The 22,337-nt window shown below is 74.2% G+C and carries 20 protein-coding genes; 18 read left to right on the top strand and 2 right to left on the bottom strand.

The genetic code is table 11. The annotated features are described in order from the left end of the window. Nucleotides 1-8 precede the first annotated feature (8 nt). Nucleotides 9-1,121, top strand: coding sequence for a Gfo/Idh/MocA family protein (locus ACMT9T_RS02160; RefSeq protein ID WP_414744030.1), 1,113 nt, complete (start codon nucleotides 9-11; stop codon nucleotides 1,119-1,121). Nucleotides 1,122-1,231: 110 nt separating this feature from the next. Further along, complete coding sequence (locus ACMT9T_RS02155; protein WP_414744029.1) at nucleotides 1,232-2,617, top strand: glycine--tRNA ligase; 1,386 nt, start codon at nucleotides 1,232-1,234, stop codon at nucleotides 2,615-2,617. A 51-nt stretch (nucleotides 2,618-2,668) separates the two neighbouring features. Here ACMT9T_RS02155 and ACMT9T_RS02150 read toward each other — a convergent pair whose 3' ends face one another. Beyond that, on the bottom strand, nucleotides 2,669-3,202 hold the full coding sequence (locus ACMT9T_RS02150) for an aminoacyl-tRNA deacylase (RefSeq protein ID WP_414744028.1): 534 nt from the start codon (nucleotides 3,200-3,202) through the stop codon (nucleotides 2,669-2,671). Nucleotides 3,203-3,253: 51 nt separating this feature from the next. Between ACMT9T_RS02150 and ACMT9T_RS02145 the strand changes: the two genes are divergently transcribed. From ACMT9T_RS02145 to ACMT9T_RS02090, 12 genes are all read left to right on the top strand, one after another. Further along, nucleotides 3,254-3,976: a DsbA family oxidoreductase gene (locus ACMT9T_RS02145; protein ID WP_414744027.1), complete on the top strand. Its 723-nt coding sequence runs from the start codon at nucleotides 3,254-3,256 to the stop codon at nucleotides 3,974-3,976. Continuing rightward, entirely contained in the window at nucleotides 3,973-4,188 is a 216-nt protein-coding gene (locus ACMT9T_RS02140) for a hypothetical protein (protein WP_414744026.1), read from the top strand. Before ACMT9T_RS02145 ends, ACMT9T_RS02140 begins: the two co-directional genes overlap by 4 nt. A 92-nt stretch (nucleotides 4,189-4,280) precedes the next feature. After that, nucleotides 4,281-5,507, top strand: a complete 1,227-nt coding sequence (dusB, locus tag ACMT9T_RS02135) for a tRNA dihydrouridine synthase DusB (protein ID WP_414744025.1) — start codon at nucleotides 4,281-4,283, stop codon at nucleotides 5,505-5,507. Then, on the top strand, nucleotides 5,497-6,771 hold the full coding sequence (locus tag ACMT9T_RS02130; RefSeq protein ID WP_167441203.1) for a deoxyguanosinetriphosphate triphosphohydrolase: 1,275 nt from the start codon (nucleotides 5,497-5,499) through the stop codon (nucleotides 6,769-6,771). The genes dusB and ACMT9T_RS02130 overlap by 11 nt, the downstream gene beginning before the upstream one ends. Before the next feature lie 61 nt (nucleotides 6,772-6,832). Beyond that, nucleotides 6,833-8,737, top strand: coding sequence for a DNA primase (gene dnaG, locus ACMT9T_RS02125; protein WP_414744024.1), 1,905 nt, complete (start codon nucleotides 6,833-6,835; stop codon nucleotides 8,735-8,737). A gap of 167 nt (nucleotides 8,738-8,904) precedes the next feature. After that, entirely contained in the window at nucleotides 8,905-10,563 is a 1,659-nt protein-coding gene (locus ACMT9T_RS02120; RefSeq protein ID WP_414744023.1) for an ABC transporter substrate-binding protein, read from the top strand. A gap of 138 nt (nucleotides 10,564-10,701) precedes the next feature. After that, the gene (locus ACMT9T_RS02115) at nucleotides 10,702-11,793 is read left to right on the top strand and encodes an ABC transporter permease (RefSeq protein ID WP_414744022.1); all 1,092 of its coding nucleotides are present in this window, start codon (nucleotides 10,702-10,704) and stop codon (nucleotides 11,791-11,793) included. Nucleotide 11,794: 1 nt separating this feature from the next. Further along, the gene (locus ACMT9T_RS02110) at nucleotides 11,795-12,778 is read left to right on the top strand and encodes an ABC transporter permease (protein ID WP_414744021.1); all 984 of its coding nucleotides are present in this window, start codon (nucleotides 11,795-11,797) and stop codon (nucleotides 12,776-12,778) included. After that, the gene (locus ACMT9T_RS02105) at nucleotides 12,775-14,487 is read left to right on the top strand and encodes a dipeptide ABC transporter ATP-binding protein (protein WP_414744020.1); all 1,713 of its coding nucleotides are present in this window, start codon (nucleotides 12,775-12,777) and stop codon (nucleotides 14,485-14,487) included. Before ACMT9T_RS02110 ends, ACMT9T_RS02105 begins: the two co-directional genes overlap by 4 nt. Before the next feature lie 109 nt (nucleotides 14,488-14,596). Next, nucleotides 14,597-15,574, top strand: a complete 978-nt coding sequence (locus ACMT9T_RS02100) for an ABC transporter ATP-binding protein (protein WP_414744019.1) — start codon at nucleotides 14,597-14,599, stop codon at nucleotides 15,572-15,574. Between the two features lie 110 nt (nucleotides 15,575-15,684). Then, a complete protein-coding gene (locus ACMT9T_RS02095; RefSeq protein ID WP_414745848.1) occupies nucleotides 15,685-16,590 on the top strand; it encodes a D-isomer specific 2-hydroxyacid dehydrogenase family protein in 906 nt (301 codons plus the stop codon). Between the two features lie 51 nt (nucleotides 16,591-16,641). Further along, nucleotides 16,642-17,670, top strand: coding sequence for a lactonase family protein (locus ACMT9T_RS02090; RefSeq protein ID WP_414744018.1), 1,029 nt, complete (start codon nucleotides 16,642-16,644; stop codon nucleotides 17,668-17,670). Nucleotides 17,671-17,688: 18 nt separating this feature from the next. Here the strand turns inward: ACMT9T_RS02090 and ACMT9T_RS02085 are convergent, their stop codons facing one another. Beyond that, on the bottom strand, nucleotides 17,689-18,078 hold the full coding sequence (locus ACMT9T_RS02085; protein WP_414744017.1) for a hypothetical protein: 390 nt from the start codon (nucleotides 18,076-18,078) through the stop codon (nucleotides 17,689-17,691). Nucleotides 18,079-18,181: 103 nt separating this feature from the next. Between ACMT9T_RS02085 and ACMT9T_RS02080 the strand changes: the two genes are divergently transcribed. From ACMT9T_RS02080 to ACMT9T_RS02065, 4 genes are all read left to right on the top strand, one after another. Continuing rightward, complete coding sequence (locus ACMT9T_RS02080) at nucleotides 18,182-18,370, top strand: streptamidine-related RiPP repeat protein (protein ID WP_043669115.1); 189 nt, start codon at nucleotides 18,182-18,184, stop codon at nucleotides 18,368-18,370. Between the two features lie 100 nt (nucleotides 18,371-18,470). Then, nucleotides 18,471-19,340, top strand: coding sequence for a hypothetical protein (locus ACMT9T_RS02075; RefSeq protein ID WP_414744016.1), 870 nt, complete (start codon nucleotides 18,471-18,473; stop codon nucleotides 19,338-19,340). Next, nucleotides 19,337-20,959, top strand: coding sequence for a CocE/NonD family hydrolase (locus ACMT9T_RS02070; RefSeq protein WP_414744015.1), 1,623 nt, complete (start codon nucleotides 19,337-19,339; stop codon nucleotides 20,957-20,959). The genes ACMT9T_RS02075 and ACMT9T_RS02070 overlap by 4 nt, the downstream gene beginning before the upstream one ends. Next, nucleotides 20,956-22,332, top strand: coding sequence for a YcaO-like family protein (locus ACMT9T_RS02065; protein WP_414744014.1), 1,377 nt, complete (start codon nucleotides 20,956-20,958; stop codon nucleotides 22,330-22,332). Before ACMT9T_RS02070 ends, ACMT9T_RS02065 begins: the two co-directional genes overlap by 4 nt. Nucleotides 22,333-22,337 lie beyond the last annotated feature (5 nt).

Raw genomic sequence — 22,337 nt, 5'->3', positions numbered from 1 at the left:
ATCGGGGCGTGAGCACACCCGAGACCGCGCCCCGTCCCTCCGCCGCCGCCGCCGCACCGACCGAGGGGGCCGATGCGCCGATCCGCGTCGGGATCGTCGGCTACGGCCTCGCCGGCCGCGTCTTCCACGCGCCGTTCCTCGAGGCGAGCCCCGAGTACCGCGTCGCGCTCGTGTCCACGTCGGACCCCGACCGCGCGACGCTGGTGCGCGAGCGCCACCCCGGCGCCGACGTCGTGGCCTCCGCCGACGAGCTGTTCGCGCGCTCCGCCGAGCTCGACATGGTCGTCATCGCCTCGCCCGCGTCCGCGCACCTCCGCCAGGGCCTGCAGGCGCTCGACGCCCACCTCGCGGTCGTGATGGACAAGCCGTTCGTCGCCACCGTCGACGAGGGGCTCATGCTCATCGAGCGCGCCGAGGCCCTCGGGATCCCGTTCTCCGTCTTCCAGAACCGGCGGCTCGACGGCGACTTCCTCACCGTCCGCGCGCTCGTCGAGTCGGGACGGCTGGGCGAGGTCCACCGCTTCGAGTCGACGTTCGAGCGCTGGGGCGGACCCGTGCGCGACCGCTGGCAGGACCGCGAGACCCCGGCCGAGGCCGCCGGCATCTCCTACGACCTCGGCAGCCACCTCATCGACCAGGCGCTCCAGCTCTTCGGGCCCGTCGCCGACTTCGCGGCCGAGCTCGCGACCGTGCGCGAGGGATCCGCGAGCGACGACGACGCCTTCTACTCGCTGCTGCACGAGTCGGGCGTCCAGTCGCACATCACCGTCAGCCGCGTCGCCGCCCTCGCCGGCCCGCGCTTCCGCGTGCTCGGCACCGCGGGCGCGTACGCCGTGCACGGCCTCGACCCGCAGGAGCCGCTCCTCAAGCAGGGCGCGTCGCCGGCCGACCCCGGCTTCGGCGAGGCGCCCGAGGCCGAGTGGGGCACGCTCGTCGAGGCGGCGGGCGACGCGGCGGGGGAGCGGATCCCGACCGAGCGCGGCCGCTACGCCGACTTCTACGCCGCGATGGCCGACGCCGTCCGCGGCCGGGGCCCCGTGCCGGTCGAGCCGCGCGACTCCCTCGAGACCGTGCGCATCGTCGAGCTCGCGCACCGGCGCACCGCCGGCGACGAGGACTGACCGCACCCGCCCGTAGACTGGGGGCCGCCTTTCCCGGCGACCCCCGGCATCCGCCCACCGGTCGTCGTCCGCCGACCGGGCACCCAGTCCGGCCCCACCTAGGAGCAAACGTGGCAACCCCCTCGCGTCTCGACCCGGTCATCAACCTCGCCAAGCGGCGCGGCTTCGTCTTCCAGGCGGGTGAGATCTACGGCGGCTCGCGCTCCGCGTGGGACTACGGGCCGCTCGGCGTGGCGCTGAAGGAGAACATCAAGCGCCAGTGGTGGCAGACCATGGTCAACGGCCGCGACGACGTCGTCGGCCTCGACTCCTCGGTCATCCTGCCCCGCCGCGTGTGGGAGGCCTCCGGCCACGTCGAGGTCTTCAGCGACCCGCTGGTCGAGTCGCTGCACACGCACAAGCGCTACCGCGCCGACCACCTCCTCGAGGCGTACGAGGCGAAGCACGGCCACCCGCCCGTCAACGGCCTCGCCGACGTCAACGACCCGGACACCGGCCAGCCCGGCTCCTGGACCGAGCCGCAGAACTTCTCGGGCCTCCTCAAGACGTTCCTCGGCCCCGTCGACAACCAGGAGGGCATGCACTACCTCCGTCCCGAGACGGCGCAGGGCATCTTCGTCAACTTCGCCAACGTGCTGAGCGCGGCCCGCCAGAAGCCGCCGTTCGGCATCGGCCAGATCGGCAAGAGCTTCCGCAACGAGATCACGCCGCAGAACTGGATCTTCCGCACGCGCGAGTTCGAGCAGATGGAGATGGAGTTCTTCGTCGAGCCCGGCACCGACGCCGAGTGGCACCAGTACTGGATCGATGCGCGCTACGCCTGGTACACCGACCTCGGCATCGACCCCGAGAACCTGCGCCTGTTCGAGCACCCCGCCGAGAAGCTGTCGCACTACTCCACCCGCACGGTCGACATCGAGTACCGCTTCGGCTTCACGGGCGGCGCGTGGGGCGAGCTCGAGGGCATCGCCAACCGCACCGACTACGACCTGCGCACGCACTCCGAGGCGTCCGGCCAGGACCTCTCCTACTTCGACCAGACGAAGAACGAGCGGTGGATCCCGTACGTCATCGAGCCCGCGGCCGGCCTCACCCGCTCGATGATGGCGTTCCTGGTGGACGCGTACCACGAGGACGAGGCGCCCAACGCGAAGGGCGGCGTCGACAAGCGCACGGTCCTCCGCCTCGACCGCCGCCTCGCGCCCGTCAAGGTCGCCGTGCTGCCGCTGTCGCGCAACGAGAAGCTCTCGCCGGTGGCGCGCGAGCTCGCCGCGGAGCTCCGCAAGGTGTGGAACATCGAGTTCGACGACGCGGGTGCCATCGGCCGCCGCTACCGCCGCCAGGACGAGATCGGCACGCCGTTCTGCGTCACGGTCGACTTCGACACGCTCGACGACCGCGCCGTCACGGTGCGCGAGCGCGACACCATGGCCCAGGAGCGCATCCCGCTCGACGACCTCATGGGCTACCTCGCGGGGCAGCTCATCGGGGCCTGATCCGCTCCGCGCACGACCGGTCCGCCGTCCCGGATCCCGCCTCGCACGGGATCAGGGGCGGCGGATCGCCAGCTCGTCGGTGATGTCGCCCACGGTCGCGCCGAGCGCCGCCACCAGCGCGTCCGCGTCCACGAGGGCCGAGACGCCGTGCTCCCCGCCGCCCATGCCGATCCGCCGGCCCACGATCCGCTCGTCCGCGTAGACGGGCAGGTCGCCCGCGGCGCCGAGCGGCGTGATGGTGCCGCGCTCGTACCCGGTCGCCTCGAGCGCCACCTCGGCCGCGGGCATCGAGAGCTTGTTGACGCCCACGATCGCGCGCAGCTTCGCCCAGCTGATCTGCCGGTCGCCCGGCACGAGCGCGATGAGCAGCGCGCCGTCGTGGCGCTTCACCACGAGCGACTTCACGAGATGCGACGGCGCGATGCCGAGGCCCGCGGCCGCCTCCTCGAGCGAGGACGCGTCCGGGCGGTCGACGACCTCGACGTCGATCCCGAGGCGCGCGGCATGGGCGAGCACGCGGTCGCGGCCGCGGGGTGCGGCGTCGTCGGATCCGGACGGGACGGGGGAGGGGGAGCTGTCGGCCATGCTCGGGCAACACCGCGGGAATGCCCCGCCTTCCCGACCGGTTGCCCACCCGTGACCGACTCCTCCGCCCCCGCCCTGCCCGCCATCCGCGTCGACGTCTGGTCGGACATCGCCTGCCCGTGGTGCTACGTCGGCAAGCGGCGCTTCGAGGCCGGCGCGCGCACGTTCGCCGAGCGGACGCCCGGTGCGCCCGAGATCGCGATCACCTACCGCTCCTTCGAGCTCGCCCCCGACACCCCGGTCGACTTCCAGGGCACCGAGGTCGACTTCCTCGCCGGCCACAAGGGCATCCCCGCCGAGCGCGTCCGCACGATGCTCGCGGACATGACGTCGCTCGCCGCCGCCGAGGGCCTCGCCTACGACTACGACGCGCTCCAGCACACCAACACCGTGCTCGCCCACGAGCTGCTGCACCACGCGCGTGAGCGCGGGCTCCAGCTCGAGATGGTCGAGCGCCTGCTCGCCGCCTACTTCACCGAGGGGCGCCACGTCGGCCGCGTGGACGACCTCGTCGACCTCGCCGCCGAGGTCGGCCTCGACGCCGACGACGCGCGTGCGGCCCTGGGGTCGCACCGCCACCTCGAGGACGTGCGCGCCGACCAGGCGCAGGCGGTCGCGTACGGGATCCAGGGCGTGCCCTTCTTCGTGATCGACGAGCGCTACGGCATCTCCGGCGCGCAGGACCCGTCCGTCTTCGCCTCCGCGCTCGGCGAGGCCCTGGCCGCCCGCGACGGCGACACCGTGCGCGTGGTGTCCGAGGAGGCCGCGCGATGAGCGCCGCCCCCGCCACCGGCGCCCTGCCCGTCGTCGCGCCCCTGCTCGCCATGCGCGGATCCGCCGACGCCGCCGCGTGCGAGGGCGACGCCTGCCTCGTGCCCGGCTCCGCCTCGGGCGCTCCCGCGTCGACCGTCGGCGACGCCGAGGGCTCGGCCGCCCAGGACCTGGCGCGCCTCCGCGACGCGATCGACTCCGGACGGGCCATCTGAGCCTCCCTCCCCAGGCGCCCCGCGCCGCCTCCCCGCGCGGATCCCGCCCCGCGTCCGCCGCCCGCCGTCCCGTCTGGGAGAATCGAGCCGTCATGTCCTCTCCGACCCTCGCCCCCGTCCCCTCCGCGGCCGACGCGCCCGGCGCACCCGCGCCCGCCGCCGAGCCCGCCCTCCGCATCGGCGGCATCCCGCTCGACGTGCCCGTGGTGCTCGCGCCCATGGCCGGCATCACCAACACCGCGTTCCGCCGCCTGTGCCGCGAGTTCGGCGCGGGCCTCTACGTCAGCGAGATGATCACGAGCCGCGCGCTCGTCGAGCGCACCCCCGAGTCCATGCGCCTCATCACGCACCACCCGTCGGAGAAGGTCCGCTCCATCCAGCTCTACGGGGTGGATCCGAAGACCGTGCGCGAGGCCGTCACGATGCTCGTCGCGGAGGACCGCGCCGACCACATCGACCTCAACTTCGGCTGCCCCGTGCCCAAGGTCACCCGCAAGGGCGGGGGAGCGGCGCTGCCCTGGAAGCTGGGGCTCTTCACCGACATCGTCGAGGGCGCCGTGAAGGCGGCGGGCGACATCCCGCTCACGGTCAAGATGCGCAAGGGCATCGACGCCGACCACCTCACCTACCTCGAGGCCGGGCGCGCCGCCGAGGGCGCCGGCGTCGCCTCCATCGCCCTGCACGCGCGCACCGCGAGCGACTACTACAGCGGGCACGCCGACTGGTCGGCCATCGCCAAGCTCAAGCAGACCATCACGAGCGTGCCGGTGCTCGGCAACGGCGACATCTGGGCCGCCGAGGACGCCATCCGCATGATGGACGAGACCGGCGCCGACGGCGTGGTCGTCGGCCGCGGCTGCCTCGGCCGCCCCTGGCTCTTCGGCGACCTCGCGGCCGCCTTCCACGCCCGGGCCGCCGGCCTCGATCCCGCCGACACGCCCCGCGCGCACCCGTCGCAGGGGCAGGTGGCCGACACCTTCCGCCGCCACGTCGAGCTCCTCGCCGAGTTCTTCGAGAGCGAGGAGCGGGGCTGCCGCGACGCGCGCAAGCACGTCGCCTGGTACTTCAAGGGCTACCCCGTCGGCGGCGACCTGCGCGCGGCCCTCGCCTCGGCGTCGTCGATCGCGGAGATCGACGCGCTGCTCGCCACCCTCGACCGCGACCAGCCCTACCCGGGTGCGGGCGCCGAGGGCGCGCGCGGCCGACAGGGCAGCATGAAGCGCACCGCCCTCCCGGACCGGTGGCTCGAGAGCCGCGACATCGACGCGCAGGATGCGATGGACATCGCGGACGGGGAGATCCACAACAGTGGCGGCTGAGGGCACGACGACGAGGTCCACGTACAGCGAGACCGACGCGGAGCGCTGGTACCCGGAGCAGCACTCGTCCCGCCGCAGCGACTTCGCGCGCGACCGCGCCCGGCTCCTGCACTCCAGCGCGCTCCGCCGCCTGGCCGCCAAGACGCAGGTGCTGAGCCCCATGGCCGGGCTCGACTTCGCCCGCAACCGCCTCACGCACTCGCTCGAGGTGGCGCAGGTCGGCCGCGAGCTCGCATCCAGCCTCGACCTCGATCCGGACGTGGTCGACACCGCCTGCCTCGCGCACGACATCGGCCACCCGCCGTTCGGCCACAACGGCGAGCGGGCGCTCAACGACTGGGCGGCCGACATCGGCGGCTTCGAGGGCAACGCGCAGACCCTGCGGCTCCTCACGCGCCTCGAGCCCAAGGTCATCGGGCCGGAGGGGCGCCCCTACGGCCTCAACCTCACGCGCGCCAGCCTCGACGCGAGCTGCAAGTACCCGTGGCCGAGCTCGCAGTCGGTGCCGGATCCCTCGGGACGCGGCAAGTTCGGCTTCTACGACGACGACGTGGCCGCGTTCGCGTGGCTGCGCGAGGGCGCGCCCACGGGCCGCCGCTGCATCGAGGCCGAGGTCATGGACTTGAGCGACGACATCGCGTACTCCGTGCACGACTTCGAGGACGCCATCGTCGGCGGCTACGTCGACGTGCGCGCGCTCGGCGCCCGGGTCGACCACGAGGAGCTCGTCGACTCGATGGTCGCGTGGATCGGCGGGGCGCACTCCCACGAGGAGCTCATCCAGGCGTTCGACCGGCTCGACTCGCTCGACGTCTGGGTCGACGAGTACGACGGCGGCCGCGGCGCGCAGGCGGCGCTGAAGGACCTCACGAGTCAGCTCATCGGGCGCTTCGCGGGAGCCGCCACGCAGCTCACGCGCGCCACGCACACCGACCGCAGCCTCATCCGGTTCGGCGCGCACGTGGTCGTGCCGCGCGCGATCCAGGCGGAGATCGCGGTGCTCAAGGGCATCGTCGCGGCGTTCGTCATGTCGAAGAACACGCGCCAGCCCATCTACGCGCGCCAGCGCGAGGTGCTCGCGGGCCTCGCCGACGCCCTGCACGCGCGCGGCGCCGACGAGCTCGACCCGGGCTTCGCGGGCGACTGGCGCGAGGCCGCGGACGACGGCGCGCGCAAGCGCGTCATCGTCGACCAGGTCGCGAGCCTCACCGACCAGTCGGCCATCGCCTGGTACGAGCGCCTGTGCGCCAGGCCCGTCTTCTGACGCCCGTGCGGGGCGCTCGACGGCCCGGGATCGCCACGGTCCCCGGACGTAGGATGAGCCAATGGCCCTGATCCGCAAGAGCGACATCGACGAGGTGCGCTCGAGGGTCAACCTGGGCGACGTCGTGGGGGAGTACGTCACCCTCAAGTCCGCCGGCGTCGGATCCCTGAAGGGCCTCTGCCCCTTCCACGACGAGCGCACGCCGAGCTTCCACGTGCGCCCCCAGGTCGGCTTCTACCACTGCTTCGGCTGCGGCGAGGGCGGCGACGTCTACACGTTCCTGCAGCGCATGGACCACGTCACGTTCGCCGAGGCCGTGGAGCGCATGGCGCAGCGGATCGGCTACCAGCTGCACTACGAGGACGGCCAGGCCGCCACCGACCAGGGCAACCGCTCGCGCCTGCTCGGTGCCAACGAGGCCGCCGCGGAGTTCTTTGTGGAGCAGCTCGGATCCGAGGAGGCGGAGATCGGCCGCACCTTCCTGGGGGAGCGCGGCTTCGACCAGGGCGCGGCGCAGCGCTTCGGCGTCGGCTTCGCCCCGCAGAGCTGGGACGCGCTCTCCACCCACCTGAAGTCGAAGGGCTACACGGAGGCGGAGCTCGTGACCGCGGGCCTCCTCAGCCAGGGCGACCGCGGCGCGTACGACCGGTTCCGCGGCCGGCTCGTCTGGCCCATCCGCGACCTCACGGGCGCCACCGTCGGCTTCGGCGCGCGTCGCCTCCGCGAGGACGACAAGGGCCCCAAGTACCTGAACACCCCCGAGACGCCCGTCTACCACAAGAGCTCCGTGCTCTACGGGCTCGACCTCGCCAAGCGCGACGTGAGCCGCGGCCGGCAGGTCGTCGTGGTCGAGGGCTACACCGACGTGATGGCCTGCCACCTCGCCGGCGTCACTACCGCGGTCGCCACGTGCGGCACGTCGTTCGGCGTCGACCACATCAAGGTGCTCCGCCGCGTGCTCGGCGACGACAGCGGGCTCGGCGAGGTCGTCTTCACCTTCGACCCCGACGCGGCCGGCCAGAAGGCCGCCATGCGCGCGTTCTCCGAGGAGCGCCGCTTCGCCGCGCAGACGTACGTGGCCGTCGGCCCCGAGGGGCTGGATCCGTGCGACCTCCGCCTCACGCGCGGCGACGACGCGGTGCGCCGCATGATCCAGGGCAAGAAGCCCATGTTCGAGTTCGCCATCAAGCAGATCCTCGCCGACCACGACCTCGACACCGTCGAGGGCCGCGTCGCCGCGCTCCGGGCCGCCGCGCCGGTGGTGGCGGACATCCGCGACCCGTCCCTCCGGCCCGGCTACGCGCGCGAGCTCGCCGGCTGGCTCGGCATGGACCTCACCGAGGTCGGCCGGGCCGTCCAGACCGCGGGCCGCTCGACCCCCGCGGACGGCACCGACCGCTCCGGCGGCACGCCCGCGGGCCGCGCACCCGGACAGCACGGCGGCGGGTACGGCCGCGACGAGGACGGCCCGGTCGTCGAGAGCTCGCGCTCGATGTCGCTCATGGACCTGCCCACCGACCTCGCGACGCGCCTCGAGCGCGACGCCCTCATGGCGATGCTCCAGCATCCCGAGCTCGTGGGGAACGATCTCGTGATGCGCGCCGCCCAGGTCACCTTCGTCAACGAGAGCCTGGCGGTGGTCCGCGACGGCGTCATCGGGAGCATGGACGCGCTCGGCGGCGCCGACTGGTTGAGCCGCGTGGCGCTCGAGGTGCCCGAGTCGTTCGCGACGCTCGTCAAGCAGCTGGGGGTCGCGCCGCTGCCGAACCGCGGCGACGCCGACAAGCTCGCCATCTACGTGAAGGGCGTCACGGCCGAGCTCGTGGGGCGCGACCTGCTGCGCCGCAAGGCCGACCTCATCGGCCGGCTGCAGCGCACGGACGCGACGCACGAACGCGACCGCTACCAGGAGATCCAGCGCGAGCTGATGCAGGTCGAGGCCGAACGGCGTGCCCTGCGCGAATGACGCGGAAACCGCTCGACCGCATTGTTTCGGTCGTGTGAAGAACGGCGCACGCGCGTCCATCGGGTCGGGGCTGCTGTTTCCCGTGTGTTAGAAATCATTCACAGCACAGCGTCCGTGTCTCTCCATGCGCGGGCGCGAACCCCCTTCACGAAAGAGGCACTCGGAACATGACGTCCGCATCCCCCCGGCGCTCACGCGTCCTGCTCGCCACGGCCGGGTTCTCCGCCGCGGCCCTCCTCCTCGCCGGCTGCTCCGGCGGATCCGGCGACCCGCTCGCCGAGGGCGGCTCCGGCTCCGGCGGCGGCTCGGTCATCGTCGGCACCACCGACAAGGTCCTGTCGCTCGACCCCGCGGGCTCCTACGACAACGGCTCGTTCGCGGTGCAGAACCAGGTCTTCCCGTTCCTGTTCAACAGCCCCTACGGCAGCCCGGACGTCGAGCCCGACCTCGCCACGAAGGGCGAGTACACCTCGCCCAACGAGTTCACGGTCACGCTCAAGCCCGACCTGAAGTTCGCGAACGGCCACGCGCTGACCGCGAGCGACGTCAAGTACACGTTCGACCGCATCGCGACCATCGCGGCCAACGGCGCCGACAACGGCAACGGCCCCTCGTCGCTGCTCGCGAACGTCGAGAGCGTCGCCGCCCCTGACGACACCACGGTCGTCTTCACGCTGAAGACCGCCAACGACCAGACCTTCGAGCAGGTGCTCTCCAGCCCCGCCGGCCCCATCGTCGACGAGGAGGTGTTCCCCGCGGACGCCCTCGCCGACCCGGCCGACATCGTGAAGGCGAACGCCTTCGCGGGCCAGTACGTCATCACCGACTTCCAGCTCAACCAGCTCGTCGCGTACGCGCCCAACAAGGACTACGCGGGCGTGCTCCCCAAGGCGGCCAACGAGGGCGTGACGGCGAAGTACTACGCCGACGAGACCACGATGAAGCTCGCCGTGCAGAACGGCGAGATCGACGTCGCGGGCCGCTCGCTCGGCGCCACCGACATCGCCGACCTCAAGAAGGACGAGAAGGTCCAGGTCATCGAGGGACCCGGCGGCGAGATCCGCTACATCACCTTCAACCTGAACACGCAGCCCTTCGGCAAGACGACGGGCGAGGCCGACGAGGCGAAGGCCCTGGCCGTGCGCCAGGCGGCCGCCGACCTCATCGACCGCGAGGAGCTCTCCGACGCGGTCTACAACGGCACCTACACGCCGCTCTACTCCTACGTCGCGGACGGCCTGTCCGGCGCGAACGAGGCGCTCAAGGGCATGTACGGCGACGGCGACGGCAAGCCCGACGCCGACAAGGCCGCGAAGGCGCTCTCCGACGCCGGCGTGAAGACGCCCGTCGCGCTCGACCTGCAGTTCAACCCGGACCACTACGGCGCCGGCTCGGACGACGAGTACGCGCTCGTGAAGCAGCAGCTCGAGAAGACGGGCCTGTTCCAGGTCAACCTGCAGTCCACCCTGTGGGACCAGTACAGCAAGGCGCGCGTCAACGACGAGTACCCGGCGTACCAGCTCGGCTGGTTCCCCGACTACTCGGACGCGGACAACTACCTCACGCCGTTCTTCTCCCCGCAGTCGTTCGTGAAGAACCACTACGACAACGCAGAGGTCACCGACCTGATCACGCAGCAGCTGTCGGAGGCGGACACGTCCAAGCGCGCCGAGCTCATCGGCCAGATCCAGGACGAGGTCGCCGCCGACCTGCCGACCCTGCCCCTGCTCCAGGGCTCGCAGGTCGCGGTCGCCGGCCAGGGCGTGGACGGGGTGACGCTCGACGCGTCGTTCAAGTTCCGCTACGCGCCGATCACCAAGGGCTGATCCCGCCCGGAGGGCCGTCGATAGACTGACGCCCTCTCCCGATGGGGCGCTCCGCTACCCGCGGAGCGCCCCATCCTCCTGTCACCCGCCGTGCCACCCGGCACGGCCCGGACGACGAACCGAAAGGCCCACCCGCTCGTGACAGTCCTACCCGACGCAGTGCCCGCGTCCGCGCCCCCCGGTGCGCAGCCCAAGGCCCGGAAGCAGGGGATCGGGCTCGGCCAGTACATCCTCATCCGCGCCGTGCTCATCATCCCGACGGTCTTCATCCTCGTCACGCTCGTCTTCTTCCTCATGCGCATCGTGGGCGACCCGATCTCCGCGGCCGTCGGCGACCGGCTCACCCCGGAGCAGCTGCAGGAGCGGCTCGCCACGGCGGGCTTCGACCGGCCGATCATCGTGCAGTACCTCGAGTACCTCGGCCAGATCGCGACGGGCAACTTCGGCCGCTCGCTGACCGACAACCGGCTGATCAGCGACATCCTGCTGCAGTACGGCTCGGCCACGCTGGAGCTCGTCATCTACTCGCTCATCGTCGCGTTCCTCATCGGCATCCCGCTCGGCCTCGTGGCCGCGTACTACAAGGACCGCACGCCGGACGCGGTGCTCCGCATCCTCGCGATCCTCGCCTACGCGACGCCCGTCTTCTTCGCCGGCCTGCTGCTCAAGCTCGTCTTCTCCGTCTGGCTCGGGATCCTGCCGCTGTCCGGCCGCGCCGACACGCGCGTCTCCGTCGCGCTCGGGCGCCTCGAGAACCCGACCGGCATCTACCTGATCGACGCGCTCCGCCTCGGCAGCCCCACCGCGGTGGGCGACGTGCTCCAGCACGCCGTGCTCCCCGCGCTCGCGCTCGGTCTGCTGACGGCCGGCATCTTCCTGCGCCTCGTCCGCACGAACGTCATCTCGACGCTCGGCACCGAGTACGTGGACGCGGCGCGCTCGCGCGGCGTCGGCGAGTTCCGCCTCACCACGCGGCACGCGCTGAAGCCCGCGCTCATCCCCATCATCACGGTGGTCGGCCTGCAGATCGCGGTGATGCTCGGCGGCGCCGTGCTCACCGAGACGACGTTCGAGTGGCGGGGCCTCGGCTTCCAGCTCGCGCAGTACCTGGCCTCGCGCGACTTCGTGGCGGTGCAGGGCATCGTCGCGCTGCTCGCCGTGATCGTCGCCGTGACCAACTTCATCGTCGACGTCGTCGCGGCGCTCATCGACCCGCGAGTGAGGTACTGACATGAGCGACACCACCACCACGACCGCCGCGGTCGCGTCGGGCCCCGCCCGCCGCACGCTGTGGCAGCGCCTCCCGCTCGTCTCGCACGTGCGGCAGAGCGTGGGCCTCCAGCGCGGCATGCTCATCGCCGGCATCGTGATCACCGGCCTGTTCATCCTCCTCGCCGCGTTCGCGCCGCTCATCGCCCCGTTCGGCTTCGCGCAGGGCGCCGACGACGCGGGTTCCTTCCCGCGGCAGGCCGCGCCCGACGGCACGCACATCTGGGGCACCACCGTCGGCGGCTACGACGTGTTCTCCCGCGTCGTCTGGGGCACGCAGACCGCGCTCTCGGTCGTCGTGATCGCCGTGGTCCTCTCGCTGTTCGCCGGCGTGCTGCTCGGCGTCGTCTCCGGCTACCTCGGCGGCTGGCTCGACCGGATCCTCGTGGTCATCGCCGACGCCATCTACCCGTTCCCGACGCTGCTGCTCGCCATCGTGGTGAGCATCGTGCTGAACGGCGGGCAGTCGAGCCTCTGGGGCGGCATCCTGTCGGCGGCCGTGAGCATCACGGTGGTCTACATCCCGCAGTACTTCCGGGTGATCCGCGCCGAGGTCGTGCGGCTGAAGGCGGAGGCGTTCGTCGAGAGCGCCAAGGTCATCGGCACCTCCACGCCGCGCATCATGTTCGTGCACGTGCTGCGGAACTCCACCCGCACGCTGCCGCTCATCCTCACGCTCAACGCGTCCGAGGCCATCCTCACGCTCGCGGGCCTCGGCTTCCTCGGCTTCGGCATCTCGCCGACGTCGGCCGCGGAGTGGGGCTACGACCTCAACCGCGCCCTCGCCGACACCGCGAGCGGCGTCTGGTGGACGGGCGTCTTCCCCGGCGTCGCGATCGTCCTCCTCGTCCTCGGGCTGACGCTCGTCGGCGAGAGCGTGAACGACATCTCCGACCCCAAGCTGCGCGCCCGCAAGCGCGCCGAGAAGAAGAAGGTGGTCGCATGAGCGACGTCGTCGAGATCCGCGACCTCGGGGTGACCTTCGCGACCGACGGCGGCGACGTCCGCGCGGTCGACGGGGTGTCCCTCCGCGTCTCGCCCGGCGAGATCCTCGCCATCGTGGGGGAGTCGGGGTCGGGCAAGTCCGTCACCGCCCGCACGGTGCTGGGCCTCCTGCCCGACACGGCCGTCACCGACGGCGCCGTGCTCCTCAGCGACCGGAAGGGCCAGGGCGCGGTCGACGTGCTCTCCCTCTCGGCGGACAAGCTGCGCCAGGTGCGCGGCCGCGACGTCGCGATGGTGTTCCAGGAGCCGTCGACGGCCCTGAACCCCGTGCACACGGTCGGCTGGCAGATCATCGAGGGCCTCCGCGCCCACGGCCGCGTCTCGAAGAAGGAGGCGCGCGCGAAGGCCGTCGACATCCTCCGCCGCGTCGGCATCCCGGATCCCGAGACCCGGGTCGACCACTACCCGCACCAGTTCTCGGGCGGCCAGAAGCAGCGCGTCGTCATCGCGATGGCGCTCGTGCTGGATCCCGGCCTCATCGTCGCGGACGAGCCGACCACGGCGCTCGACGTGACCGTGCAGGCCGAGATCCTCGACCTGCTGCGCCGCTGCCGCGACGAGTTCGGCGCGGCCGTGATCCTCATCACGCACAACATGGGCGTCGTCGCCGACCTCGCCGACCGCGTGGCCGTCATGTACCGCTCGCGGCTCGTCGAGCAGGCCGACGTGGCGACGCTCTTCGCCTCGCCGAAGGAGGAGTACACGCGGAACCTGCTCGCGTCCGTGCCGAAGCTCGGCGAGGGCGTCGCCGCGACCGTCGAGCGCGCCGCCGTGCGCACCCGGGCGCGTGAGGCCTCCACCACGCAGACCGCGCCCGTCGTCGTGGCCCGCGGACTGCAGATCGAGTACCCGGGCCGCCTCGGCTCGCCCGCATTCAAGGCGGTCAAGGGCGTGGACCTGCACATCGAGGCCGGCGAGGTCCTCGGGCTCGTGGGGGAGTCGGGCTCGGGCAAGACGACCATCGGGCGCGCCATCGCGGGGCTCACGAACGTGACCGGCGGATCCCTGAAGGTCCTCGGCACCGAGATGCTCGGCGTGCGCGAGCGCGACTTCCGCAAGCAGCGCGCCGACATCGGGTTCGTGTTCCAGGATCCGGCGACCAGCTTCAACCCGCGCCTCACGATCGCCGAGTGCGTGGCCGAGCCGCTCATCGTGCACGGCCGGGCCAAGACGCCCCAGGCGGCGCGCGGCCGCGTCGACGAGCTGATGGAGGCGGTCCAGCTGCCGAAGGCGTTCGGCGACCGGTACCCGCACGAGCTCTCGGGCGGCCAGCGCCAGCGCGCGAGCCTCGCGCGCGGCCTCGCGCTCGAGCCGTCGCTGCTCGTGGCCGACGAGCCCACGAGCGCGCTGGACGTGTCCGTGCAGGCGCGCGTGCTGGAGCTCTTCGCCGAGCTGCAGCGCGAGCTCGGGTTCGCGGCGCTGTTCATCAGCCACGACCTCGCCGTGGTCGACCTCCTCGCCGACCGGATCGCCGTGCTGTACCGCGGCGAGCTGGTGGAGGAGGGCACGGGCGCCGAGGTGCTCGGGGATCCGCAGCACCCGTACACGCAGCGGCTCCTCGCGTCGCTTCCCGTGCCGGATCCCGCCGAGCAGGCCGAGCGCCGCGCCCGGCTGCACGCGCTGCGCGCCGCCGAGCGCCCCGCCTCCTAGGGCGCTCCGAGCGGGGCCCGGCCGACGCCGGGCATGATGGGACCGAACCCGCACCCGTCGTGCGGCAGGCGACGCCTGCCGCACGACCGCGCCGAGGACGGAGCAGCGCATGACGCACACCCCCCGAGAGGCCGACGCGGACGGCGGTCCCGTCGAGCCCGTGCTCGACGCGCGGGACCTCCGGCTCGCCTACCCCGCGCGACGCGGGGCCGGGACGCCGCCGGCCGTCGACGGCGTGACGCTGCGCCTCCTCCCGGGCGAGGTGCTCGGGGTCGTCGGCGCGAGCGGATCCGGCAAGTCGTCGCTCGCGCGCGTGCTCGCGGGCCTCGTCCCGTCGGGCGACGAGGCCGCCGCGGTGCCGCGCATCACGGGCGGCGACGCCTCCGTGCTCGGGCAGGGCCTCCGCCGCATGGGGCGCCGCACCCGCACGCGCACCACGTACGGCATCGGCTACGTGCCGCAGGACGCGGGCACCAGGCTGCACCCGCAGCTCACCGCGAGCGAGGCCATCGCCGAGCCGATCTTCTCCCGCGACCGCCGCTTCGACAGCCAGGTGGCCGCGCGCCGCGTCGTCACGCTGCTGACGGCGCTCGACCTCCCGCCCGGCACGCAGGACCGCTACCCGCACGAGCTCTCCAGCGGCCAGCGCCAGCGCGTCGCGCTCGCGCGCGCCCTGGTGCTCGGGCCGCGCCTGCTCATCGCCGACGAGCCCACGTCCGGCGTCGACGTGATGAGCCGCGTCGCCGTGCTCGACCTCCTCCGCGACCTGCAGTCGCGCGGCGGCTTCTCGGCCCTCGTCGTGAGCCACGACCTCGCGGTCGTCGAGCGCCTCACCGACCGCCTGGCCGTGCTGCACCGGGGCACGCTGGTGGGCTACGGCGACATCGACGACGTGCTCGCGGATCCCACGCACCCGTACGTGCAGGGGCTCGCGGAGTCGCGCACCGCGGCCGACCGCGGGCGCGCACCCGACGCGGGCGATCCCGTCGCGGCCGATCCCGCCGCCGAGGAGGACCAGTCCGGCGTCACGCTCGCCACGCCCGAACCCCCCGTCCGCGTCCCCCACCCCCGGAGGCCCCTCGCATGACCGACACCGCCGCATCCGCTCCCGCCCCCCGCCGCGTCCACCGCTCGGTCGACGGCGCCACGCCGCACCGGCTCCGCGGCGACGCGCGCCCGACCCCCGGTCCCATCGCGATGCTGCCCCGCACCGAGGACGCCTACCTCGAGGCCGTCCGCGCGGGCGGCGGCGAGGTCGCCGAGCTGTCGGAGGAGACCCGGGGGATCGTCTGGCTCTCCATCCGCCGCGCCGCGGAGCTGACCGACACGCTGACCGCGAACCCGCAGGTGCAGTGGGTCCAGCTGCCGTTCGCGGGCGTCGACGCCTTCGCGGACACCCTGCGGGCGTGCGACCGGCCCGACCTCGTCTGGACGAGCGCGAAGGGCGCCTACTCGCAGCCCGTCGCGGAGCACGCGCTGGCCCTCACCCTCGCGGCCCTGCGGCAGCTGCCGGAGCGCGCCCGCGCGACGTCGTGGGGATCCTCGGCGGGCCTCTCGCTCTACGGGTCCGAGGTCGTGGTGGTCGGCGCCGGCGGGATCGCGCTGGAGTACATCCGCCTGCTCGCGCCCTTCGACTGCACCGTCACGGTCGTGCGCCGCAGCGGCGACCCCGTCGAGGGCGCCGACCGCACCGTCACGGCCGACCGGCTCGACGAGGTCATCATCGACGCCGACGTGGTGATGCTCGCCGCCGCCAGCACCGACGACACCGCCGGCCTCATCGGCGCCCCGCAGCTCGAGGCGATGAAGGACACGGCCGTGCTCGTCAACATCGCGCGCGGCGCCCTCGTCGACCCCGACGCGCTGCTCGAGGCGCTGCGCACGGGCGCGATCCACGGCGCCGGCCTCGACGTCACGTCCCCCGAGCCGCTCCCGGACGACCACCCGCTGTTCTCCGAGCCGCGCTGCCTCGTCACGCCGCACACGGCCGACACCCCGGACATGGTGCGGCCCCTGCTCGCGGAGCGGATCCGCCTCAACACGGAGGCGTTCACGCAGACGGGCGACTTCGTGGGCATCGTCGAGCCCTCGTCGGGCTACTGATCCGCCCGGGCGGCCGCCACGTCGGCCGCTGGCCGTAGGGTGATCGACGTGATGACGCCCGAGGAAGCCGACGTGCCCGAGGTCTCGATGTGGGCGGGCGGCTACACCGCCGACGGCGGGGGATCCGGCATCGGCATCACGGGCCTCGCGGTCGACCCCGTCACGGGCGAGCTCGCGGTCGTCGGCACGGCGGTCGAGACGCCGTCGCCCTCGTTCCTCCTCGCGCGCGGCGACGTGGTCTACGCGGTGGGCGAGGCGGCCGACCGCGTCGAGGCGTTCCGGCGCGGGCCCGGCGGCTCGCTGCGATGGGCGGGCGGGCAGCCGAGCGGCGGATCCGGCCCCTGCCACCTGCACGTCGTCGACGACCTGCTCCTCACCTCGCACTACGGCGACGGCACCGTGGCCGTCCACCCGCTCGCGGCCGACGGCACCATCGCCGAGGCGACGCAGCTCCTCACCGCGACGGGATCCGGCCCCCGCCCGCAGCAGGACGGGCCGCACGCGCACAGCACGCTGCACGTCGGCGGCGGCACCGTCCTGAGCGCCGACCTCGGCACCGACACGGTCCACGTGCACGTCCTCCGCGACGGGCGCCTCCACCGGGTCGCGGGCATCGCGCTGCCGCCCGGCACCGGCCCCCGGCACCTCGCCCTCCTCGCCTCCGGCCGCGTCCTCGTGGTCGGCGAGCTCGACGGCACGCTGCACGCGCTCGAGGGGGCGGGCTCCTCCTGGCGCGTCGCCGCATCCACGCCGTGCGCCGCCCTGCCCGACCCGCGCGACGCAGCGGCCGAGGTGCAGGTCTCCGCGGACGGTCGCCGCGCGTACGTCGGGCTCCGCGGGTCCGAGCGGATCGCCGTGGTCGGCATCGGCGCGGACGGCACGCTCGCGCCCGTCGCCGCCTTCGACTGCGGCGGTGCCGTGCCGCGCCACCACGCGCTGGCGGACGACCGCCTGCACGTGGCGAACCAGGGATCCGGCACGGTCGCCTCGTTCCGGCTCGACCCCGCCACCGGGCTGCCCGTGGGCGAGCCCGCCATCGTCGCCGTGCCGAGCCCCACCTACCTGCTGCCCGTCGGCTAGCGCGCGTCCGCGCCGGCGTCAGCGCAGCAGCAGGGGAGCGGCCGCCCGGATCTCCTCCTCGACGCCGAGCCCCCGCCAGCCCGCCGCGGTGAACGCCCGGCCGCCCACGCCGTTGCGGTCCATGAGCGCGAAGCCGACGGCGCGGATGCCGGAGTAGGCGATGAGCACGGGCCGCCCGGGGTCCGAGACCAGGGCGACGACGCGGTCGCGTCGGGCCTCGAGCACCGGCAGCGCGTCGGCGGGGGCGTCGTCGGGGCGCGCGGCGACCGCGGCGTCGACGGGATCCGCACCTGCACCCGGGCGCGGATCCCCGGCAGACGCGCCCCGCTCCCGATGGTCCTCCTCGAGGAGCGCCCACAGCCGGTCGACGTCGTTCGGCCGCGCCTGCACGACCTGGAACATGCCCATGCGCCGACGCTACCTGTGGACAGCCCGTCGCGGTCCCGCCTCCGTGGTCCTACCGTGCTCGTGTTGAGAACCGTTCTCAACTACCGAGAGAGAGGATGCCGAGATGATCGACGTCTCCATCACCAGGATCGCCGGCGACGACGTGCTCAGCGCGCCGCAGGGACCGGGCACGAACGCCCTCGTCCACAACCCCTTCGCCGTCGAGGCCATCGCCGGCGACGACGTGCTCAGCGCGCCGCAGGGACCGGGCACGAACGCCCTCGTCCACAACCCCTTCGCTCTCCAGGACTAGGAGAGGGAAGCCGGCCGGCGCGCGACGGCGCGCCGGCCGGGACGACGCCCGTTCCGCATCCGCCGCCCGGCCCGCCGCCGCCCACCGAACGTGAGACCCGATGCTCCGCCTCGCCCCGCACCACCGCCTCTACCGCGTCGCCGCCGACGAGTGGCGGCACGTCACCCCCGCGCTCGACTTCCACCGCGTGAGCGGCCCCGACGCCCTCGTCGCCGACGTGGCCGCGCGGCTCGCGGGCGACGGCGTCCCGGATCCGGACCGCGACCGCGTCGATGCGGCCTCCGCGGAGGATCCCGGCGCGCCCCTCGTGCGCCTGCTGCGGGACGGCGGGGCCCTCGTCGCCTGCCACGACGACGTCGCCCGACCCGTGCCCGGCACCGGCCCCGTCGGGATCCGCGGCACCGGTCCCGTCGCCGACGCCCTCGTCGCGCTGCTCGGCGACCGCGCCGCATCCCTCGCCCCGGACGACGACGTCCCGCCGACCGCCTGCGCCCTCGTCTCGATCGCCCCCGAGCAGCCCGACGCCGCCTGGACCGCGCTCGGCCGGGAGCTCGCCCGCACGGGCCTGCCCTGGCACCGCGTGCACCAGGAGGGGGAGCTCCTCGTCGTCGGTCCGCTGCAGGCACCGGGCGGTCCGGGCGCCGTGACGTACGCCGACTACCGCGGCCGCCGTCGCGCCGCCCACCGCGTGGTGGAGGAGCTCGAGCGGCTGTGGGCCGAGGCCGACGCGCGCGCCGTCGCCGGGATCGCACCGCCGTGGTCCTGGCACGGCGTCGGCACGGGCGCGGCGGCCATCGCCGCGGGCGTCGTGCTCGACGAGCTCGCCGCGCACCTGTCCTCCGACCGGGCGGCCGGTCCCGGCGTCCGGTACGAGCACACGATCGCCCTGGCCACGGGTCTCCTCGAGCGCCACCCCGTGCTGCCGCTCCCCGTCGACCTCGCCGACCTGCCGGCCGCGGGCGACCGGTGACCGGCGCACCGGCCTTCGCGGTGCCGCTCCGCGCATCCGACGGGACCGTCCTCGTCCACGACGCGCACGTGCCGGACGGCGCGGGTGTCGACGGCCGCCCGCGCGTGCCCTGCGTCATCACGCGCACGCCGTACGGCCGCGCGCGCCACCTCGAGGAGGGGCGCGCCTGGCGGGAGCGCGGCCTCGCGTACGTGGTGCAGGACGTGCGCGGCCGCCACGACTCGGACGGCACCTGGGCGCCCTACCGCGGGGAGCGCGCGGACGGCGCCGCCCTCGTCGACTGGGTCGCGGCCCAGCCGTGGAGCGACGGCCGCGTGGTCGCGTACGGCGGCTCGTACTCCGGGTGCACGGCGTGGGCGATGGCGGTCGAGCGACCGGCGGTCGTCCGCGCCGTCGTGTCGCTCGGCCCGTCCATGTCGCTCGCGCGCACCAAGTTCGGCGGCGGCGGGATCCTCCGGCTCGCCGAGCACGCGTCCTGGTGGCTCGAGCGCGGCGACGCCCGCACGAGCCGCGACGGGCTCGCCGCCCTCGTGTTCCGGGAGCGGCCCGGGATCCTCCGCCACCTGCCCGTCGTGGACCTGCCGCAGGCGCTCGGCGCGCACCTGCCGTCGTGGCGCCGGATCGTGGAGGACGGGCCGGGCGCGGTGACGGGGGAGGAGATCACCCCCGACGAGCTGGCCGCGCTGCCGGCCGCGACCCTGCACGTGGGCGGCTGGCATGACCTGCTGCTGCCCGAGACGCTCGCGCACCACCGCGTCACCGGATCCTCCGTGCCCGGCACGCCCGCGCACCTCCTCGTCGGGCCGTGGGAGCACGACCTCGCGGGCAGCGCGTCCGGCCGGGTGGGCGACCTCGACCACGGCGACGACGCCGTCATCCCGTGGGGCCGGATGCTCGTCGACTGGATCCGCGCCGCGCTCGACGGCGACCTCCCGCCGCGTCGCGCCGAGGTGCACGTCCGCGGATCCGGCTGGGAGGAGCACGACGACTGGCCCCCGCCGCACACCGCGACGCGCGTCGAGTGGACCGCGGGCGGCGAGCTGTCCTTCGTGCACGATCCCCGCGATCCGCGCCCGTCCCGCCACCCCGGCGTGGACCGGCGCGCGCTCCGGTCGCGGCCGGACGCCGTGCGGGCGAGCACCGTCCCGCTCGCCGCGCCGCTGCGGCTGACGGGCGACGTCGCCGTCGAGCTGACGAGCGCCTCCGCCGCCCCCGGCGTCGACTGGGTCGCGCGGCTCCTCGCGTGCGCCCCCGACGGCGCGGAGCAGGAGCTCGCGGTGGGGGAGACGACCGTCGCCGGCCCGCATGACGGGATCCGGGTCGCCGTCCCGCTCGGTCCCGTCGCGGTGCTCGTCCCCGCGGGGACGACGCTCGTGCTGGAGCTCGCGGGCGCCGACGCGCCCCGGCTCGCGCGGAACCTCGGCGGGCAGCCCGACGAGCGGTGCACCTCGACGCACGAGGCGCCCGTGCGGCAGGGCGTGCGCGTCGACCCGTCGACGCCGCTCGCACTCGTGCTGCCGGTCGCGGCGGGCGCGGCCCCGGCGGCCGACACGGTGCGGGTCGGCGGGGCGCCGTCCACGGATCCCATCGCCGCGCTATCCCCGGAGGCGGCCTCGTGAGCATCGCCGACCTCGTCGACGCGCGCACCGGCCTCATCACGCTGCTCGCGCGCCAGCCCGCCGATCCCCGGCTGCCCTTCGCGTGGGTCGGCAACGGCGCCACGGTCTCCCGCGCCGACCGCTTCGCGCCCTGGCGTGCCGACGGCTTCGGCTTCGGCGCCTCCTCGGGGGACCCGGTACCCGCGCGCCTCGCCGCGTGCGGGGAGGCCGTCGAGCGGTACTGCGGCAACGCTGTGCCGGAGGACCTGGTCCGCGGATCGCACGCGTCGCTCACCGCGGCCGGCGCTCGCGTGGTGGATCCCGAGGAGCTCGCCCTCTACTCGCCCGCCCAGCACGCCGCGCCGGGCTTCCCCTTCCGCCCGTTCACGCGGCACGACGAGGTGCTGTGGGCTCCCGGCGTCGACCTGCACGACGGCGGTCCCGTGCTCGTCCCCGCCTCGCTCGCGTGGCTCGACTTCGTGCACGGGTCCCGTGCCCGCGAGGTGCCGCGCCACTCGCTCGCGTACTCGGGCATCGCCGCGGGATCCGACCGCCGCATGGCCGTCGGCAACGCGCTCGAGGAGCTTCGGGAGCGCGACGCCGCGGCGATCTGGTGGGCGAGCGGCGCCTCCACGCGCGCGCTCGACGACGGCGGCCGCATCACGGGCGCGCTCGGCTGGGCGGAGGACGACGCCGCCCCGGCCGTCCGCGTGCGCCTGCTCGAGGTGCCGTCGGAGTCGCCCGCGCCCGTGGTCGCCGCGTTCCTCGAGGAGGAGCACCCCGACGGATCCCGCATGGTCGCGTTCGGCAGCGCCTGCCGGTCGACGCCCGAGCGCGCCGCGACCAAGGCGCTCGTCGAGGCGCTCGGCCTGCTGCAGCTGACCCGGCAGCTCGTCGACCCGGCGAGCGAGGTGTGGCGGGCCGTCCGCGCCGGCGGGATCGAGGAGCACGTGTTCCTGCCGTACCGGGCCGACCGGCGCTACCTCGACGACGTGGGCCCCGGCTACGCGCGCCTCACCGACCTCCCGGCCGTGGCGCAGCTGCACCTCGACCCGCGGATGAACGGCGCGCACCTCGACCGGCTGCGGCCGGCGGCATCCGTCCCGCTCGACGCGCTGCCGCGGATCGACGCCGCCGACCCGCTCGACGTGCACCTGGAGGCGCTCGCCCGCGAGGGCCTCCGCGCGGTCGCCGTCGACCTCACGACGCCCGACGTACGGCTCGCCGGCCTCGAGGTCGTGCGCGTGGTGGTGCCGGGCCTCGTGGGCAACGGGCCGCCCGCGTACCCGCTCCGCGGATCCGACCGCTACCTCGAGGTGCCGCGGCGCCTCGGCCTCGACCGGATCCCCGCGAGCGCCGACGACCTCGTCCCCGACCCGATCCCGCTGGCATGAGAGGC

The organism is Clavibacter vidaverae, assembly GCF_047529985.1.
Taxonomy (GTDB): Bacteria; Actinomycetota; Actinomycetes; order Actinomycetales; family Microbacteriaceae; genus Clavibacter; species Clavibacter nebraskensis_A.
This window is presented reverse-complemented; position numbering and strand designations above follow the sequence as displayed.